This window comes from Pseudomonas sp. Choline-02u-1, from assembly GCF_002836515.1.
In the GTDB taxonomy this organism is placed as follows: Bacteria; Pseudomonadota; Gammaproteobacteria; order Pseudomonadales; family Pseudomonadaceae; genus Aquipseudomonas.
Genome location: NZ_PJBC01000061.1, coordinates 168,154 through 186,272, shown reverse-complemented (window position 1 = coordinate 186,272; position 18,119 = coordinate 168,154). Strand labels below are relative to the sequence as shown.

Here is an 18,119-nt window from a genome sequence, read left to right as displayed (position 1 = left end):
GTATACAAAACGTTTTCTAGACTACACCCGCTGAAAGTTGAAGCGATGATTCCAGACCAAAGGGAAAGCCTGGAAAGGAAAACCCCCGTAGATACGGGGGTTTGAGCCTTGTGTCAATCTATGTTCGCCAGTGTCAAACTTTATTGTTTTGTGTCAATCTTTATTGTTAAAAACCACCAGCGTCAATCTACGGTGGATAACTTATTCCACCGTGACGGATTTCGCCAGATTTCGAGGCTGGTCGACATCAGTGCCCTTGAGCACGGCGACGTAGTACGACAGCAGTTGCAGGGGGATCGTATAAAGGATCGGCGAGAGGATGTCGTGAATGTGCGGCATCTGCACCACGTGAGTGCCTTCGCCGTTAGTCATGGCAGCCTTCTCGTCTGCGAACACGATCAGCTCGCCGCCACGGGCGCGGACTTCCTGCAGGTTGGACTTGAGCTTTTCCAGCAGTTCATTGTTCGGCGCGACCGTGACCACCGGCATGTCGTTGTCCACCAGCGCCAGCGGGCCGTGTTTGAGCTCGCCAGCCGGATAGGCTTCGGCGTGAATGTAGGAGATTTCCTTGAGCTTCAAAGCGCCTTCCATCGCTACCGGGAATTGTGCGCCACGGCCGAGAAACAGCGTGTGGTTTTTCTCGGCGAACAGCTCGGCGATTTTTTCCACGGTGCTGTCCATCGCCAGCGCCTCGCCCAAGCGGGTCGGCAGGCGACGCAGCTCTTCGACCAGCGTGGCTTCAACACCGTTGACCAACGTGCCACGTACTTGCCCCAGCGACAGAGTCAGCAGCAACAGGCCGACCAGTTGCGTGGTGAACGCTTTGGTCGAAGCCACACCGATTTCGCGGCCGGCCTGGGTCAGCAGGGTCAGATCGGATTCGCGCACCAGCGAGCTGATGCCGACGTTGCAAATGGCCAGGCTGGCGAGGAAGCCCAGCTCCTTGGCGTTGCGCAATGCGGCCAGGGTGTCAGCGGTTTCGCCGGACTGCGAGATGGTCACGAACAACGTGTCCGGCTGCACCACCACTTTGCGATAACGGAATTCGCTGGCGACTTCGACCTGGCACGGGATACCGGCCAATTCTTCGAGCCAGTAACGCGCGACCATCCCAGCGTGATAGCTGGTGCCGCAGGCGACGATCTGCACGTTGCGCACTTTAGCGAACAGCTCGGCGGCTTGCGGACCGAAGGCCTCAACCAGCACCTGATTGTTGCCCAGACGACCTTCGAGGGTGCGCTGGACCACGGTCGGTTGCTCGTGAATTTCCTTGAGCATGTAGTGGCGGAACTCGCCCTTGTCAGCGGCTTCGGCGCCGTCGGTGTACTGCACGGTCTGGCGCTCGACGGCGGTGCCGTTCACGTCCCAGATCTGCACGCTGTCGCGACGGATTTCAGCGATATCGCCTTCTTCCAGGTACATGAAACGGTCAGTGACCTGACGCAGAGCGAGTTGGTCGGAAGCGAGGAAGTTCTCGCCCAGACCCAGGCCGATCACCAGTGGGCTGCCACTGCGCGCGGCAACCAGACGATCAGGTTGCCGGGCATTGATCACCGCCAGACCGTAGGCGCCGTGCAGCTCCTTGACGGTCGCTTTGAGCGCGGCGGCCAGGTCCGGTTGTTCCTTGAGCTTGTGGGTCAGCAGGTGGGCGATGACTTCGGTATCAGTGTCGGAGCTGAACGCGTAGCCCAGCGCTTTGAGTTGTTCGCGCAGGGGTTCGTGGTTCTCGATGATGCCGTTGTGCACCACCGCGATGTCACCGGAAAAATGCGGGTGAGCGTTGCGTTCGCACGGCGCGCCATGGGTGGCCCAACGGGTGTGGGCAATACCAAGACGGCCGGCCAGCGGCTGCTCGGCCAACGCGGTTTCCAGTTCGCTGACCTTGCCCGGACGGCGCATGCGTTCCAGGGTTTCATCGTTGGTATAAATCGCCACGCCGGCGCTGTCATAGCCGCGGTATTCGAGGCGCTTCAGGCCTTCGAGAAGGATGGCGGTGATGTTACGTTCAGCTACAGCGCCGACAATGCCACACATGGTTATTTCTCCTGACTGACAGCCGCACAGATCAACGTGATCCCGCGGGCCTGAAGCTGATCGCGTGCCTCTTGCGGCAGGCGATCATCGGTAATGAGGGTATGGACGCTGCTCCAGGGCAGCTCCAGGTTGGGAATCTTGCGGCCGATCTTGTCGGCCTCGACCATCACAATGACTTCGCGCGCGACGTCGGCCATCACTCGGCTGAGGCCGAGCAGTTCATTGAAAGTGGTGGTGCCGCGCACCAGATCGATGCCGTCGGCGCCGATGAACAGTTGATCGAAGTCGTAGGAGCGCAGTACCTGCTCGGCGACCTGGCCCTGAAAGGATTCCGAATGCGGATCCCAGGTACCGCCGGTCATCAATAGCACCGGCTCGTGTTCGAGTTCGCTCAGGGCATTGGCGACATGCAGGGAATTGGTCATCACCACCAGGCCAGGTTGCTGGCCCAGTTCGGGAATCATCGCCGCGGTGGTGCTGCCGCTGTCGATGATGATGCGTGCGTGTTCGCGGATGCGTTTGACCGCCGCACGGGCAATCGCCTGTTTGTATTTGGAGATACTCTGCGCGGTTTCCGCGACAAGCTCTTGCGGCATGGTGATCGCACCGCCATAGCGACGTAGCAACAGACCATGGGTTTCCAGCGCCGCGAGATCCTTGCGAATCGTAACTTCGGAAGTTTCGAAACGCTTGGCCAGCTCATCCACACTGACTTCGCCCTGCTCGTTGAGCAAGGCGAGGATGTTATGGCGACGCTGGGGAGTATTGCGCTTGGACATGGCGGCCTAAGTTTCGATTCGAAAGATAACGCAAGCAATGAAACTCTATCGAAAGGTTGCCGTCAAGTCGCAAGGAGAAAAATTCAGAATGCTTGAAATTAGCGTGGGAGCGAGCCTGCTCGCGAAAGCGGTTAATCATTCAACTTTGATGTTGACTGACATGACGCTTTCGCAAGCAAGCCCGCTTCCACAATGGATTGGCGTGGCTAAGTGAGGCTGTGGATAAATCAGGACTTTTTGATTTTTTCCGGCCGCTTCCAGCCGTCGATGTTCTTCTGGCGTGCTCGTCCGACCGCCAACTGGGCGTTATCCACATTCTGCGTGATGGTCGAGCCGGCTGCGGTAGTCGCCCCGTGGGAGATATCCACAGGCGCCACCAGCGAGTTGTTCGAGCCGATAAATACGTCAGCACCTAACACGGTTTTCCACTTGTTGGCGCCATCGTAGTTGCAGGTGATGGTGCCGGCACCGATGTTGGTGCGTGCGCCGATTTCGGCATCGCCCAGGTAGGTCAGGTGGCCAGCCTTGGCACCCTCGCCCATGTGCGCGTTTTTCAGCTCAACGAAGTTACCCACATGGGCGCGAGCCTCGAGTACCGTGCCCGGGCGCAAACGCGCGAAAGGGCCAGCGTCGCTGCCCTCGCCAAGAATGGCGCCTTCGATATGGCTGTTGGCCTTGATCACCACACCTTTGCGCAGGGTGCTGTCCTTGATTACGCAGTTCGGGCCGATCTCAACGTCGTCTTCGATAATCACCTTGCCTTCGAGAATCACGTTGATGTCGATCAGCACATCGCGGCCTACGCTGACTTCACCACGCACATCGAAACGCGCCGGGTCACGCAGGGTCACGCCTTGGGCCATCAGGCGACGGCCGGCGCGCAACTGATAATGACGCTCCAGTTCAGAAAGCTGCTTGCGATCATTGGCGCCCTGCACTTCCATCGGGTCGTGGGGTTGTTCGGTGGCCACCACCAAGCCGTCGCTGACAGCCATCTCGATCACGTTGGTGAGGTAGTACTCGCCCTGCGCGTTGTTGTTCGAAAGGCGACTCATCCAGTCCGCCAGATGATTGGCCGGCACGGCGAGGATGCCGGTGTTGCCTTCGGTGATCGCACGTTGCGCTTCGCTGGCGTCCTTATGTTCGACGATGGCCGCAACCTTGCCGTCGGCATCGCGCACGATACGGCCGTAACCGGTCGGGTCATCAAGTTGCACGGTGAGCAAGCCCATTTGACCCGGCACGACATGCTTGAGCAGACGTTGCAGCGTTTCGACTTCAATCAATGGCACGTCACCGTAGAGGATCAGCACGGTGTCCGCATTGATGAACGGCACGGCCTGAGCGGTGGCATGACCCGTGCCGAGCTGCTTGTCCTGCAGCACGAAATTCAGGTCATCAGCCGCCAGGCGCTCACGCACCACATCGGCCCCATGACCGATCACGACGTGAATGCGCTGTGGATCAAGTTGCCGAGCGCTGTGGATAACATGGCCGAGCATGGAGTTGCCGGCAATCGGGTGCAGCACCTTGGGCAGCGCCGAGCGCATACGAGTGCCTTGACCGGCCGCGAGGATAACGATTTCAAGAGACATGACTGGCTACCAATCCTGGGTGGTCAGCGACTGCGACCGGGGTTTGAATTCGGAAAAGAAAAAAGGGTAGCCGAGGCTACCCTTTTTTATCAATCGCACAACAAGCGGCTGACGGATTAACCGCCAAACTTCTTGCGGATCTGCTGGACGGTGCGCAGCTGAGCTGCAGCCTCGGCCAGACGTGTGGCAGCGGCGCCGTAATCGAAGTCCGCGCCTTTTTCGTTCAGGGCATTCTCGGCAGCCTTGAGAGCGGCCTGCGCCTGAGCTTCATCCAGGTCACCAGCACGTTGCACGGTATCGGCAAGTACCTTGACCATGTTCGGCTGAACCTCGAGGAAACCACCGGAGATGTAGAACACCTCGGCTTCCCCGCCTTGCTTGATCAGGCGGATCGGACCCGGCTTGAGATTAGTGATCAGCGGCGCGTGACCCAGAGCGATACCAAGATCACCCAGTGCACCGTGCGCAATCACCATCTCGACCAGGCCGGAAAAGATTTCCCCTTCCGCGCTGACGATATCGCAATGGACTGTCATAGCCATCTGATTGCCTCAACCTAAATTAGCGCCCGTTGCCGGGCGCCGGGATTACAGTTTCTTGGCTTTCTCGATCGCTTCTTCGATGCCGCCAACCATGTAGAACGCTTGTTCTGGCAGGTGGTCGTAGTCACCGTTGAGGATGCCTTTGAAGCCAGCAATGGTGTCTTTCAGGGAAACGTATTTACCCGAAGCACCGGTGAAGACTTCAGCCACGAAGAACGGCTGCGACAAGAAGCGCTGGATCTTACGAGCACGGTTAACCAACTGTTTGTCGGCTTCCGACAGCTCGTCCATACCCAGGATCGCGATGATGTCTTTCAGCTCTTTGTAACGTTGCAGAACGTACTGAACGCCGCGAGCGGTGTCGTAGTGGTCCTGGCCGATCACGTTCGGGTCCAGCTGGCGCGAAGTCGAATCCAGTGGATCTACCGCCGGGTAGATACCCAGGGAAGCGATGTCACGGGACAGAACGACGGTGGCGTCCAAGTGGGCGAAGGTGGTCGCTGGCGACGGGTCAGTCAAGTCGTCCGCCGGTACGTATACCGCCTGGATCGAGGTGATCGAACCTTCCTTGGTCGAAGTGATACGTTCCTGCAGAACGCCCATCTCTTCAGCCAGGGTCGGCTGGTAACCTACTGCCGAAGGCATACGGCCCAGCAGTGCGGATACTTCAGTACCGGCCAGGGTGTAACGATAGATGTTGTCGACGAACAGCAGAACGTCGTTACCTTCGTCACGGAACTTCTCGGCCATGGTCAGGCCAGTCAGTGCTACGCGCAGACGGTTTCCCGGCGGCTCGTTCATCTGACCGTAAACCAGTGCCACTTTGTCCAGAACGTTGGAGTCCTTCATCTCGTGGTAGAAGTCGTTACCCTCACGAGTACGCTCACCCACACCGGCGAACACGGAATAACCGCTGTGCTCGATGGCGATGTTACGGATCAGTTCCATCATGTTTACGGTTTTGCCTACACCGGCACCACCGAACAGACCGACTTTACCGCCCTTGGCGAACGGGCAGACCAGGTCGATAACCTTGATGCCGGTTTCCAGCAGGTCGTTGCCGCCTGCTTGCTCGGCGAACGAAGGTGCTGCGCGGTGAATGCCCCAGCGCTCTTCGGTGTCGATCGGGCCAGCTTCGTCGATCGGGTTGCCGAGGACGTCCATGATCCGGCCCAGGGTCGCTTTACCGACCGGTACGGAGATGGCTGCACCAGAGTCGCTGACTTCCAGACCGCGCTTCAAGCCCTCGGTGGAACCCATCGCAATGGTACGCACCACGCCGTCGCCCAGCTGCTGCTGAACTTCCAGGGTGGTTGCGGCCGCGCTTTGTACAGTCAGCGCGTTGTAGATGCTCGGTACGCTGTCGCGTGGAAATTCCACGTCGATAACGGCGCCGATGATTTGAACGATACGTCCGCTACTCATAGCTGGATCCTCTGAATATTTGAACCGTTAAACCGCGGCAGCGCCGCCGACGATTTCCGAGATCTCTTGGGTGATCGCAGCCTGACGCGCCTTGTTGTAGATCAGCTGCAAATCGCTGATCAAATCACCGGCGTTGTCGGTAGCGTTCTTCATCGCGATCATCCGCGCAGCCTGTTCAGCCGCGTTGTTCTCGACCACCGCCTGGTAGACCTGCGACTCGACGTAACGGACCATCAAGCCATCAAGCAGCTCTTTGGCGTCCGGTTCGTAGAGATAGTCCCAGTGGTGCTTGAGATCCTGATCCGGGGTTGCCACCAGTGGAATCAACTGCTCCACGGTAGGCTGTTGCGTCATGGTGTTGATGAACTTGTTGGACACCACGGACAGGCGGTCAATACGGCCGTCCAGGTAGGCATCCAGCATCACCTTGACGCTGCCGATCAGATCATTGATCGACGGCTCTTCACCCAGGTGGCTGATAGCTGCAACGACGTTACCGCCGAAGTTGCGGAAAAAGGCCGCACCCTTGCTACCGACTACACACAGATCGATCTCGACGCCGTTTTCGCGGTTTACCGCCATGTCCTTGACCAGGGCCTTGAACAGGTTGGTGTTCAAGCCGCCGCACAGACCACGGTCACTGCTCACGACGACATAACCGACGCGCTTGATTTCGCGATCGATCATGAACGGGTGGCGGTATTCCGGGTTGGCGTTGGCCAGATGCCCAATTACCTGGCGGATACGCTCCGCATAAGGACGGCTAGCAGCCATGCGCATTTGTGCCTTGCGCATTTTGCTGACCGCCACTTTTTCCATGGCGCTGGTAATCTTTTGCGTGCTTTTGATGCTCGCAATCTTACTGCGAATCTCTTTTGCGCCTGCCATGTAACACCTATCAGGTTAGCAAGCGGGAGCCTCGCGGCTCCCGCTGCGGCTTACCAGGTTTGGGTGGCCTTGAACTTCTCGATACCGGCTTTCATGCCAGCGTCGATTTCGTCATTGAAGTCACCTTTAACGTTGATCTTGGCCATCAAATCGGCGTGATCGCGGTTGAAGAAAGCAATCAGCGCTTGTTCGAAGCTGCCAACCTTGGTGATTTCAATGTCAGTCAGGAACCCACGCTCAGCGGCATACAGCGACAGCGCCATGTCAGCGATCGACATTGGTGCGTATTGCTTCTGCTTCATCAGCTCGGTAACGCGCTGACCATGCTCAAGTTGCTTGCGGGTCGCTTCGTCCAGGTCAGAAGCGAACTGGGCGAATGCCGCCAGTTCACGGTACTGAGCCAGAGCGGTACGGATACCACCGGAGAGCTTCTTGATGATCTTGGTCTGAGCGGCACCACCCACACGGGATACCGAAACACCGGCGTTCACTGCAGGGCGGATGCCCGAGTTGAACATGGCCGATTCCAGGAAGATCTGACCGTCAGTGATGGAAATCACGTTGGTCGGAACGAACGCGGAAACGTCGCCAGCCTGGGTTTCGATGATCGGCAGTGCGGTCAGGGAGCCGGTTTTGCCGGTCACTGCGCCGTTGGTGAACTTCTCTACGTATTCTTCCGAAACGCGGGATGCGCGCTCCAGCAGACGGGAGTGGAGGTAGAACACGTCGCCTGGGTAAGCTTCACGGCCTGGTGGACGGCGCAGCAGCAGGGAGATCTGGCGGTAAGCCACTGCCTGCTTGGACAGATCGTCATAAACGATCAGCGCGTCTTCGCCGCGGTCGCGGAAGAATTCACCCATGGTGCAACCGGAGTACGGTGCCAGGAATTGCAGCGCAGGAGATTCCGAAGCACTGGCAGCCACGATGATCGTGTTGGCCAGGGCGCCGTTTTCTTCCAGCTTGCGAACCACGTTGGCGATAGTCGATTGCTTCTGACCGATCGCTACGTAGACGCAGAAAATGCCGCTGTCTTTCTGGTTGATGATCGCGTCGATCGCCAGAGCGGTTTTACCGATCTGACGGTCACCGATGATCAGCTCACGCTGGCCACGGCCGACCGGGATCATGGCATCGACAGCCTTGTAGCCAGTCTGTACAGGCTGGTCTACCGACTTACGCCAGATCACGCCTGGAGCAACTTTCTCGACCGCGTCGGTCTCGGTGTTGCCCAGTGGACCTTTGCCGTCAACAGGGTTACCCAGAGCATCGACTACGCGGCCCAGCAATTCCTTACCAACAGGAACTTCGAGGATGCGGCCGGTGCACTTGGCGCTCATGCCTTCAGCCAGCGACTGGTAGGAGCCCAATACCACGGCACCTACGGAGTCCTGCTCCAGGTTGAGGGCCATACCGTAGACGCCGCCCGGAAACTCGATCATCTCGCCGTACATGACGTCGGCCAGACCGTGAATCCGCACGATGCCGTCAGATACGCTGACGACAGTGCCTTCGTTACGGGCTTGGGAGGTCACATCGAGCTTGTCGATGCGGCCCTTGATAATTTCACTTATTTCGGAAGGATTGAGTTGCTGCATTGCTCTGCTGCCCCTTCAAACTCAAGATTTCAATGCTTCGGCAAGTTTCGCGATTTTGCCGCGAATCGAGCCATCGATAACCAGGTCGCCGGCGCGGATCACGACACCACCAATCAAGGCAGCGTCCTCCGCAACTTGCAGGCGCACTTCCCGGTTGAGTCGTGCACTGAGAACCTTGGCGAGTTTGTCTTGCTGTTCTTGGTTCAATGCGAAAGCACTGGTCACTTCAACGTCTACCGATTTCTCTTGTTCGGCCTTGTACAGGTCGAACAGAGCGGCGATCTCCGGCAGAAGCAGGAGACGGTCGTTTTCGGCAACGACGTTGATGAAATTGCGTGCCTTTTCATCAAACTTGTCGCCGCACACGTCAATGAACGTGGCGGCCTTTTCTGCGCTCGTCAGTCGCGGGGCCTTGAGCACGCGCTGCAGGGTGTCGTCTTGCGACACCGCTGCTGCCAGGCCGAGCATGGCTGACCAATTGGCCAGTTGCTGGTGGGCCTGAGCGTGCTCGAAGGCCGCCTTAGCGTAAGGTCGGGCCAACGTGGTCAGTTCTGCCATGATCGCCCTCGCTTAGATTTCAGCAGCCAGTTGGTTAACCAGCTCTGCGTGCGCGTTTTGATCGATTGTGGCACCCAGGATCTTCTCGGCGCCGCCAACAGCCAGCAAGCCCACTTGGGCACGCAGCTTGTCTTTGACGCTGTTCAGTTCCTGTTCGATCTCGGCTTGAGCCTGAACCTTCACACGGTCAGCGTCGATACGGGCTTTTTCAACAGCCTCTTCGACGATCTGGTTACCGCGTTTCTTGGCTTGCTCGATGATTTCAGCTGCCTGAGCTTTCGCTTCGCGCAGTTGCTGACCCGCTTTCTCTTGGGCCAACTCCAGGTCGCGAGCTGCACGGCTGGCAGCGTCCAGACCATCAGCGATCTTCTTTTGACGTTCGTGCAGCGCAGCGATGACCGGAGGCCATACATACTTCATGCAGAACAGTACAAAAATCAGGAACGCAACGGACTGGCCAATCAGGGTCGCATTAATGTTCACGCCAACACCTCGCAGTTACGTTGTCCATCACACCAAATTACCCGGAATATCCGAGTAATCAGCCAGCGATCTGACCAACGAACGGGTTCGCAAAGGTGAAGAACAGAGCGATACCAACACCGATCATGGTTACGGCGTCGAGCAGACCGGCAACGATGAACATTTTAACTTGCAGCATTGGAACCATTTCTGGCTGACGCGCTGCGCCTTCCAGGAACTTGCCGCCCAGCAGGCCGAAACCAATTGCGGTACCCAGTGCGCCCAGGCCGATCAACAGTGCAACAGCGATAGCGGTTAGACCAACTACAGTTTCCATCTTTCCTCCCGACTTTTACGTCGTATGGTTTAGGTTTTTTAGATTAAAGCGGTAAAACAAATCGTTTCAGATGCCCCGTCAGGAGCCCCTTCCCGTTTCACCGGGAAGGACATCAGACTAGTCGAGACTCGTCTTAATGGTTTTCTTCGTGCGCCATCGACAGGTAGACGATGGTCAGCATCATGAAGATGAACGCCTGCAGGGTGATGATCAGGATGTGGAACACTGCCCACGCCCACTGCAGAACAACGCCCAGGCCACTCAGCCAGAGCAGGCCGCTGCCGAACATCACAGCGATCAGAATGAACACCAGCTCGCCGGCATACATGTTGCCGAACAGACGCAGAGCCAGAGAGATCGGCTTGGCGATCAGGGTGACGAATTCCAGCAGGAAGTTCACCGGGATCAGCAGGGCCTGAACGAAGATGTTCTTGCTGCCGAACGGGTGCAGGGTGAGTTCGCCGATGAAGCCGCCGATGCCCTTGACCTTGATGCTGTAGAAAATGATCAGTGCAAACACCGAGAACGCCATGCCCAGGGTCGCGTTCGGGTCGGTGGTCGACACGGCGCGGAACGGGATGTGCGCATCACCGGAGATCAGGATGGCCAACTGAGGAATCCAGTCGACCGGTACGAGGTCGACGGCGTTCATCAGAAACACCCAGACGAAGATGGTCAGTGCCAGCGGTGCAATCACCGGGCTACGGCCATGGAAGCTGTCTTTCACGCTGCCATCGACGAATTCGACCAATACTTCAACGAAGTTCTGCAAAGCACCCGGCTGACCCGACGTCGCTTTCTTTGCCGCCATGCGGAAAAGGAGAACGAAGATCAGACCCAGCGCGACCGACCAGCCGAGAGTATCGACGTGGAAAGCCCAGAAGCCCATTTCCTTGGCTTCTGCTGCGGTGTGGGCAAAGCCCCAGCCGCCGTTGGGTAGCTGACCGAAAGTCAGGTTCTGCAAGTGGTGCTGGATATAGCCCGAAGCGGTTGTTTCTGCCATGGTTGCCTCAAACGCCCTAAGGTCTCGAAAGTCTTGTTCTCATCAGCAGGGGAGCGAACCAGCTGACCGACTGAGTCAGCACGAACACGCCAAATACTGCGATTGGCGCCAGTGGCTTCACACCTGCGAACACCAGTGCAAACAGCACTGCCGTTAAAATCAGTTTGCCTGCCTCGCCGGCATAAAAAGACCGGACGATGGACTGGGCTGCTCGGGCGCCGGAAAACCGAAATGCCCTATGAGCGAAATACACATTGGGCAGCAAGGCTATCAGGCCTCCGCAAAGTCCCGAGTACCCCGCAACGACTCCATGCCATTGCCAGAGCGCCAAAGCGGCAATAAGCAGAACGACAAATTGAGCCATCAACACCGGAAATACCGCCAGGCGATGGAAAGGCAAGCGGTTTGGCGTGCGGGTTTCCATCACAAATGCTCTCCAATGGTCGGCTGCCAGAATTCAATAACTTGGCATAATTTGTGCCGACAAAATGCGCGCAGAGTATAGGGGCGGTTCTGCCCCTATTCAACTGTCAGGTAGTGATTTCCGACTGCACGCTACATGAGGAAATGTTTCAGCGGATGTGCGCGAGCACACCTTGAAGCTCATCAAGCGAGTTATAACCAATCACCAATTGGCCCTTGCCCTTCTTCCCGTGGCGAATCTGCACCGCAGAGCCCAGGCGCTCGGCCAGCCGCTGCTCGAGGCGGGCGATGTCCGGGTCGGGTTTTGCAGCTTCCACAGGCTCCGGTTTGCCACTCAACCACTGGCGAACCAGTGCCTCGGTTTGGCGCACAGTCAGCCCTCGTGCGACAACATGTCGCGCCCCTTCGACCTGCTGATTGTCCGGTAGACCGAGCAAGGCACGTGCGTGACCCATTTCCAGATCACCGTGCGACAGCATGGTTTTGATGACTTCAGGCAGTGCAATAAGTCGCAACAGGTTAGCCACAGTCACTCGAGACTTACCCACAGCCTCGGCAACCTGCTGCTGAGTCAGCTGGAACTCCTGCTGCAAACGCTGCAAGGCGACTGCTTCTTCGATCGGGTTGAGATCCTCACGCTGGATGTTTTCGATCAGCGCAATCGCAATGGCCGTTTCATCAGGCACATCGCGCACCATTGCAGGGATGGTTTCCTGCCCGGCCTGCTGGCTCGCGCGCCAGCGGCGTTCACCAGCGATGATCTCGAAGCGGCCACCGCCAATCGGTCGTACTACGATCGGCTGCATCACGCCTTGGGCCTTGATCGACTGCGCGAGTTCTTCGAGTGCCTGGGGATCCATATCGCGGCGCGGCTGATATTTGCCGCGCTGCAGCAGGTCCAGCGGCAGGTGTTGCAGTTCGCGGGTGTCAGCCTGCGCGGCTTGTTCTTCGAGCGCGCTGACCGTCGGACCACTCAGCAGTGCATCCAGTCCACGTCCGAGACCTCGTTTCTTGACGGCCATGGGGATTCCTTAAGTTGGCTGGGCAGCGGCGATACGTGAATTTTTGCGCTGACGGCGAACCATCTCGCCCGCCAGGGCCAGATAGGCCAGCGCGCCACGCGATTGCTTGTCGTAAGCCAGCGCCGGCATGCCGTAGCTCGGTGCTTCGGCCAGGCGAATGTTGCGCGGGATCACCGTGTCGTACAGCTGATCGCCGAAGTGTTCCTTGAGCTGCGCCGAGACATCGTTCATCAGGCTCAGGCGCGGGTCATACATGGTCCGCAGCAGGCCTTCGACTTTCAGGTTCGGATTCAGCAGTTCAGCGATGCGCTTGATGTTATCCACAAGGTCGCTCAAACCTTCCAGCGCAAAGTATTCGCACTGCATGGGGATAATGACGCCGTCAGCGGCGACCAATGCGTTAAGCGTGAGCATCGACAGCGACGGTGGGCAGTCGATCAGAATGTAATCGTAGTTGTCACGGATGGGCGCCAGCGCGCTACGCAGACGGCTTTCCTTCATCTGCATTTCCAGCAGCACCACTTCGGCCGCGGTCAGGTCGCGGTTGGCCGGGAGCAGTTGGTAACCGCCGTGCTCGGAGAAGTGCATGGCCTGGCCCAGGTCGCATTCGCCGATCAGCAGATCGTAGACCGAGTTTTCCAGACCATGTTTATCCACACCGCTACCCATGGTGGCGTTGCCTTGTGGATCGAGATCGATCAACAGCACCCGGCGCTTGGTCGCGACCAGGGATGCTGCGAGGTTGATGCAGGTGGTGGTCTTGCCCACACCACCTTTCTGGTTCGCTATCGCGAATACCTTAGCCATTCTTGCTTGTGTTCCCAATCATGCCGTGCGGCGCAGTATCAGCAGATGGCGTTGGCCTTGGCAACCGGGGACGGCCAGGGCGTGTTCGCTATCGAGTTTGAAATCTGCCGGCAATGCTACCAGCTCATCGGCCGGATGAACGCCCTTCATTGCCAGCCAGCGTGTATCGGCGTCGCCCAGGTGGCGAGTCCAGTTAGTGAAGTTTTCCATGCTGCTGAATGCCCGGGAAATGATCCCGTTGAACGGCTGGGCAGGCTGAAACGCTTCGACGCGACTGTGGATAACTTGCAGGTTATCCAGCTTGAGTTCGAGTTTGACCTGAGTCAGGAAGCGGGTTTTCTTGCCATTGCTGTCCAGGCAGGTCACTTGCGATCCCGGATACAGGATCGCCAACGGAATGCCTGGCATCCCGCCGCCACTGCCAACGTCGAGCCAGCGACCGTTTTCGATGAACGACATCACGCTCAGACTATCGAGCAAGTGACGCGAGACCATTTCGTCCGGATCGCGCACGGCAGTGAGGTTGTAGGCCTGGTTCCATTTGATCAACAGGGCCAGATAACCCAGCAGCAATTCGTGCTGGGTTTGCGTGAGCTCAATACCGAGCTCAAGGGCTCCTGTGGATAACTCTTCGGCGTGTTGCGAAGTGACATTGGCACTCAAGCGCTTTGCTCCAACTGACGGCCCGCGCCGCGTTTTTTCAAATGAATCATCAACAGCGAAATGGCTGCCGGGGTCACGCCCGGAATTCGCGAAGCCTGACCGAGCGTCTCGGGGCGCGTCGCGCCGAGCTTGCTCTGGATCTCCTTGGAGAGACCGGAAATGTTCGTGTAGTCGATATCCACAGGCAATTTGGTGTCTTCACTGGCGCGCAGCCGGGCGATCTCATCCTGTTGACGATCGATGTAACCGGCGTACTTGGTCTTGATCTCAACCTGCTCGGCAACCTGTGGATCTTCGGCGCCCTGCCCGGTCACTTCAACGAGACCGGCGTAATCGATTTCCGGGCGGCTCAACAGGTTGAGCAGATTGTATTCGTGGGTCAGCGGCGTGCCGAATTTCTCGGCAATCGCCTCGCCCTGAGGGGTATTCGGCCGTACCCAGGTGCTCTTCAGACGCTGCTCTTCGAGCTCGATGCTTTCGCGTTTCTTGCAGAAGGCCGCCCAACGCGCGTCATCGACCAGACCAAGCTCGCGACCTTTTTCGGTCAGACGCAAGTCGGCGTTGTCCTCGCGCAGGATCAGGCGGTACTCGGCGCGTGAAGTGAACATGCGGTACGGCTCTTGGGTACCGAGGGTGATCAGGTCGTCGACCAGAACGCCGATGTACGCTTCATCGCGACGCGGACACCAGGCTTCTTTGCCCTTGGCACGCAGCGCAGCGTTGGCCCCGGCGAGCAGACCTTGCGCGCCAGCTTCTTCGTAACCGGTGGTGCCATTGATCTGCCCGGCGAAGAACAGACCGCCGATGACTTTGGTTTCCAGGCTGTACTTCAAGTCGCGCGGATCGAAGTAGTCGTACTCAATTGCATAACCCGGACGCACGATGTGCGCGTTTTCCATGCCGCGGATCGATTGCACGATCTGCAACTGCACATCAAACGGCAAGCTTGTGGATATCCCGTTCGGGTACAGCTCATGGGTGGTCAGACCTTCCGGCTCGATGAACACCTGATGGCTTTCCTTGTCGGCAAAGCGGTGAATCTTGTCTTCGATCGACGGGCAATAACGCGGGCCGACGCCTTCGATTTCCCCGGCAGCGGAATACATCGGCGAACGATCAAGATTCGCGGCAATGATTTCGTGAGTGCGAGCGTTAGTGTGCGTAATCCAGCAACTGACCTGCCGTGGATGCTGTTCCTTGTTGCCCATGAACGACATCACCGGGATCGGCGTATCGCCTGGCTGCTCGGTCATCACCGAGAAATCCACAGATTTGCCGTCGATACGCGGTGGTGTGCCGGTTTTCAAACGACCGACACGCAACGGCAGTTCACGCAAACGGTGCGCCAGCGCGATCGACGGCGGATCGCCGGCACGGCCGCCGGAAAAATTCTGCAGACCAATGTGGATAAGTCCGCCGAGGAACGTACCGGTGGTCAGCACCACGGAGTCGGCGAAAAAGCGCAGACCCATTTGCGTGACGACACCGCGGACTTGCTCCTGCTCAACGATCAGGTCGTCAGCAGCCTGTTGAAATATCCACAGGTTCGGTTGGTTTTCGAGGATTTCGCGAACAGCGGCCTTGTATAGAATCCGGTCGGCTTGCGCACGGGTGGCCCGTACGGCCGGACCTTTGCGGCTGTTCAATACGCGAAACTGGATGCCGCCTTTATCGGTAGCCATGGCCATCGCGCCGCCGAGGGCGTCGATTTCCTTGACCAGATGGCTTTTGCCAATACCACCGATGGCCGGGTTGCAACTCATGGCGCCAAGGGTTTCCACGTTATGCGTGAGCAACAGGGTTTTTGCGCCCATGCGTGCTGACGCCAGTGCTGCCTCGGTACCGGCATGACCGCCGCCGATGACGATCACTTCAAAACGGGAAGGGAAATCCACCACGCACCTCGTGCCTGCTTAAGTAGGTCATTCAGGAAATAGTTGAGCTCAGGTTTCTGAACCTGGTCGGCAAGTATAGGGACTTCGCCCTTTCTAAAGAACCCTTTGAACAAAATTTAACCAGCTGTGGAGAACTCGAGGTTAAAAGAATAAAAAAGAGAGAAATTTATAAAACCTTTGTTTTTATGTTTATTCTTACTGAGCGTGCTTTCTGTGGATAGATCGCCACAGCCCTTATTTTACAATGTGTACAGACTTTCAAAACCCTGTGTTCAGGTGCCGATGAGGCCCTTGGATAACCGGTTTAAGCCTGTGGATGAACAGCATGGTTATCCACAGGGCGGGTTATATTCAGTTTTCGAGCCCTGTTATCAACTGACCTTAACGGCAGTTATTCACAGAGCTTAATCCACAGAAAATTGCCGGAAGGGGTTTTTTCAGGCGCAGAAAAGCCTCAGCGAAGGATCGGTGAGGCATGGGGAAGCCAATAGCAGGAAGTGAAAAGTCTATTGTGAGAGAAGGTAACAGAGGCTAATAATAGCCATTATCATTAACTCGCCAGTTCCTCCCCATGTCCCTACCCGCCCACACCGCTGCGATTGAGCAAATCTACGAGCAACACCATTCGTGGCTATATGGTTGGCTCAAAGGCAAACTGCATAACACCTGCGATGCAGCCGATGTGGCACATGACACGTTTCTGAGAATTCTGGCGGCGCGCAATGCGGCGCATATTCGAGAGCCGAGGGATTACCTGGCGACCATCGCACGCGGTCTGGTCATCGATCGCTATCGACGGTGCTCCATCGAAACCGCGTATTTGCAGACATTGGCGGCTCGGCCCGAAGGCTTGGTCATCAGCGAAGAAGATAAGGCGCTGATTATTGAAACGCTGGTCGCTGTGGATAAAGCATTGGCCGGCCTTGGCACGCGGGCACGGCAGATATTCATCCTCTCGCAGGTGGATGGCATGACTTATCAACAGATTGCTCTGCAGCTGAAGGTTTCGCTGACCACAGTCAAGAAACACATGATCCGCGCTCTGACTGAATGTGCTGTTGTGATGGCGCAGCATTAATGGCCATCGCCCCCAACCGCCAGGTATTCGAAACCGCCGCCAGCTGGTACGTGCAATTGCAGTCCCAGCCACCGAGCCTTGCCGAACAAAAAGCCTGGCAGCTGTGGATAGAAAGCGATCCGGCGCATCTGGCGGCGTGGAACCAGATGGAACAATTGCAGCGCCACCTCGGTACGCTGCCGCAGGATCTGAAACGTCGCGCGTTCAATAGCGGCCAACAACGGCGCCAGGTACTGAAGCTGTTGCTGCTTGCAGCGGGCACAGGCTTCCTGGGCTGGAATGTCCAACGACACACATCCCTTGGATACGTCTGGGCCGACTATAAAACCGGTGTTGGCCAGCGTCGGACCGTCAGCCTCGCTGATGGCAGCCAGATCCAGCTGAACACCGACTCGGCCATAGATGTTGCTTTCGACGCAGCCCAGCGCCTGATTCGCTTGCGCTCGGGCGAAATCCTCATTCAAACCGGCAAGCTTGGCGACCAGCGCCCGTTTTACGTGCAAACCCGCGACGGTCGAATCCAGGCATTGGGCACCCGGTTCTCGGTGCATCAAATGTCGAGCTCAACCCGGGTCGGCGTGCTGGAAGATCGAGTCAGCGTTCAACCTGCGCAGTCATCCACTGCTGCGCTCATCCTGAAAGGAGGCGAAAGCACGGATTTCGATAGTCGGCATGTCGGCCTGACTCATCCTTTTCAATCATCGGAAGTGGCCTGGATCAACGGTCAATTGATCGTTCTGAATGCGCGCTTGGGCGATGTCATCGAAGCGTTGGGACGCTATCGCAGCGGTGTTTTGCATTGCGATCGCCGCTCGCGGGACTTGCGGGTCTCCGGGACGTTCCGGCTTGATTCGACCGACGCAGTGCTGGCCAACCTACAGGCTTCGTTGCCGATCAATGTCCGCTATTTCAGCCGTTACTGGGTCTCGATCAGCCACAGCATCTGATCGAAACAACGCCTGGGAAAAAATAAATGCAAAGAGGGTTATCTTTTTTTGCCCTGACCCGGCCCT

General features: G+C 57.6%; 19 protein-coding genes. 3 read left to right on the top strand and 16 right to left on the bottom strand.

Going from position 1 to position 18,119, the window contains the following annotated elements; genetic code table 11:
• Positions 1 to 201: 201 nt before the first annotated feature.
• Together glmS and CXF97_RS18585 are read right to left on the bottom strand one after the other, a co-directional pair.
• On the bottom strand, positions 202 to 2,034 hold the full coding sequence (gene glmS, locus CXF97_RS18590) for a glutamine--fructose-6-phosphate transaminase (isomerizing) (protein WP_101159745.1): 1,833 nt from the start codon (positions 2,032 to 2,034) through the stop codon (positions 202 to 204).
• A 2-nt stretch (positions 2,035 to 2,036) separates the two neighbouring features.
• Positions 2,037 to 2,813, bottom strand: a complete 777-nt coding sequence (locus CXF97_RS18585) for a DeoR/GlpR family DNA-binding transcription regulator (RefSeq protein WP_101159744.1) — start codon at positions 2,811 to 2,813, stop codon at positions 2,037 to 2,039.
• 37 nt (positions 2,814 to 2,850) lie between these two features.
• Between CXF97_RS18585 and CXF97_RS28260 the strand changes: the two genes are divergently transcribed.
• A complete protein-coding gene (locus tag CXF97_RS28260; RefSeq protein WP_178081213.1) occupies positions 2,851 to 3,027 on the top strand; it encodes a hypothetical protein in 177 nt (58 codons plus the stop codon).
• A gap of 13 nt (positions 3,028 to 3,040) precedes the next feature.
• Here the strand turns inward: CXF97_RS28260 and glmU are convergent, their stop codons facing one another.
• The 14 genes from glmU to mnmG form a co-directional block, all read right to left on the bottom strand.
• Positions 3,041 to 4,408 (bottom strand): bifunctional UDP-N-acetylglucosamine diphosphorylase/glucosamine-1-phosphate N-acetyltransferase GlmU, encoded by a 1,368-nt coding sequence (gene glmU, locus CXF97_RS18575; protein ID WP_101159743.1) that lies wholly within the window; start codon positions 4,406 to 4,408, stop codon positions 3,041 to 3,043.
• 116 nt (positions 4,409 to 4,524) lie between these two features.
• Positions 4,525 to 4,950 carry a F0F1 ATP synthase subunit epsilon gene (locus CXF97_RS18570; protein WP_101159742.1) on the bottom strand — a complete coding sequence of 142 codons (426 nt, stop codon included), beginning with the start codon at positions 4,948 to 4,950 and terminating at the stop codon, positions 4,525 to 4,527.
• Positions 4,951 to 4,995: 45 nt separating this feature from the next.
• On the bottom strand, positions 4,996 to 6,375 hold the full coding sequence (atpD, locus tag CXF97_RS18565; protein ID WP_039757213.1) for a F0F1 ATP synthase subunit beta: 1,380 nt from the start codon (positions 6,373 to 6,375) through the stop codon (positions 4,996 to 4,998).
• 27 nt (positions 6,376 to 6,402) lie between these two features.
• Positions 6,403 to 7,263: a F0F1 ATP synthase subunit gamma gene (gene atpG, locus CXF97_RS18560; protein ID WP_007911960.1), complete on the bottom strand. Its 861-nt coding sequence runs from the start codon at positions 7,261 to 7,263 to the stop codon at positions 6,403 to 6,405.
• A gap of 50 nt (positions 7,264 to 7,313) precedes the next feature.
• Positions 7,314 to 8,858: a F0F1 ATP synthase subunit alpha gene (gene atpA, locus CXF97_RS18555; RefSeq protein WP_101159741.1), complete on the bottom strand. Its 1,545-nt coding sequence runs from the start codon at positions 8,856 to 8,858 to the stop codon at positions 7,314 to 7,316.
• A gap of 21 nt (positions 8,859 to 8,879) precedes the next feature.
• A complete protein-coding gene (locus CXF97_RS18550) occupies positions 8,880 to 9,416 on the bottom strand; it encodes a F0F1 ATP synthase subunit delta (protein ID WP_016772404.1) in 537 nt (178 codons plus the stop codon).
• 12 nt (positions 9,417 to 9,428) lie between these two features.
• On the bottom strand, positions 9,429 to 9,899 hold the full coding sequence (locus CXF97_RS18545) for a F0F1 ATP synthase subunit B (protein WP_016772403.1): 471 nt from the start codon (positions 9,897 to 9,899) through the stop codon (positions 9,429 to 9,431).
• A gap of 58 nt (positions 9,900 to 9,957) precedes the next feature.
• A complete protein-coding gene (gene atpE / locus CXF97_RS18540) occupies positions 9,958 to 10,215 on the bottom strand; it encodes a F0F1 ATP synthase subunit C (RefSeq protein ID WP_003097235.1) in 258 nt (85 codons plus the stop codon).
• 133 nt (positions 10,216 to 10,348) lie between these two features.
• Positions 10,349 to 11,218, bottom strand: coding sequence for a F0F1 ATP synthase subunit A (gene atpB, locus CXF97_RS18535; protein WP_016772402.1), 870 nt, complete (start codon positions 11,216 to 11,218; stop codon positions 10,349 to 10,351).
• Between the two features lie 16 nt (positions 11,219 to 11,234).
• On the bottom strand, positions 11,235 to 11,642 hold the full coding sequence (locus tag CXF97_RS18530; RefSeq protein ID WP_008064605.1) for a F0F1 ATP synthase subunit I: 408 nt from the start codon (positions 11,640 to 11,642) through the stop codon (positions 11,235 to 11,237).
• Positions 11,643 to 11,790: 148 nt separating this feature from the next.
• On the bottom strand, positions 11,791 to 12,663 hold the full coding sequence (locus tag CXF97_RS18525) for a ParB/RepB/Spo0J family partition protein (RefSeq protein WP_007960777.1): 873 nt from the start codon (positions 12,661 to 12,663) through the stop codon (positions 11,791 to 11,793).
• Between the two features lie 9 nt (positions 12,664 to 12,672).
• On the bottom strand, positions 12,673 to 13,470 hold the full coding sequence (locus CXF97_RS18520; protein ID WP_016772400.1) for a ParA family protein: 798 nt from the start codon (positions 13,468 to 13,470) through the stop codon (positions 12,673 to 12,675).
• 18 nt (positions 13,471 to 13,488) lie between these two features.
• On the bottom strand, positions 13,489 to 14,133 hold the full coding sequence (gene rsmG, locus CXF97_RS18515) for a 16S rRNA (guanine(527)-N(7))-methyltransferase RsmG (protein WP_101159740.1): 645 nt from the start codon (positions 14,131 to 14,133) through the stop codon (positions 13,489 to 13,491).
• Positions 14,130 to 16,028 carry a tRNA uridine-5-carboxymethylaminomethyl(34) synthesis enzyme MnmG gene (mnmG, locus tag CXF97_RS18510; RefSeq protein WP_101159739.1) on the bottom strand — a complete coding sequence of 633 codons (1,899 nt, stop codon included), beginning with the start codon at positions 16,026 to 16,028 and terminating at the stop codon, positions 14,130 to 14,132. Before mnmG ends, rsmG begins: the two co-directional genes overlap by 4 nt.
• 571 nt (positions 16,029 to 16,599) lie before the next feature.
• Between mnmG and CXF97_RS18505 the strand changes: the two genes are divergently transcribed.
• The gene (locus CXF97_RS18505) at positions 16,600 to 17,106 is read left to right on the top strand and encodes a sigma-70 family RNA polymerase sigma factor (protein WP_101159738.1); all 507 of its coding nucleotides are present in this window, start codon (positions 16,600 to 16,602) and stop codon (positions 17,104 to 17,106) included.
• A complete protein-coding gene (locus CXF97_RS18500; RefSeq protein WP_101159737.1) occupies positions 17,106 to 18,053 on the top strand; it encodes a FecR domain-containing protein in 948 nt (315 codons plus the stop codon). Before CXF97_RS18505 ends, CXF97_RS18500 begins: the two co-directional genes overlap by 1 nt.
• The last annotated feature ends 66 nt before the right edge of the window (positions 18,054 to 18,119 follow it).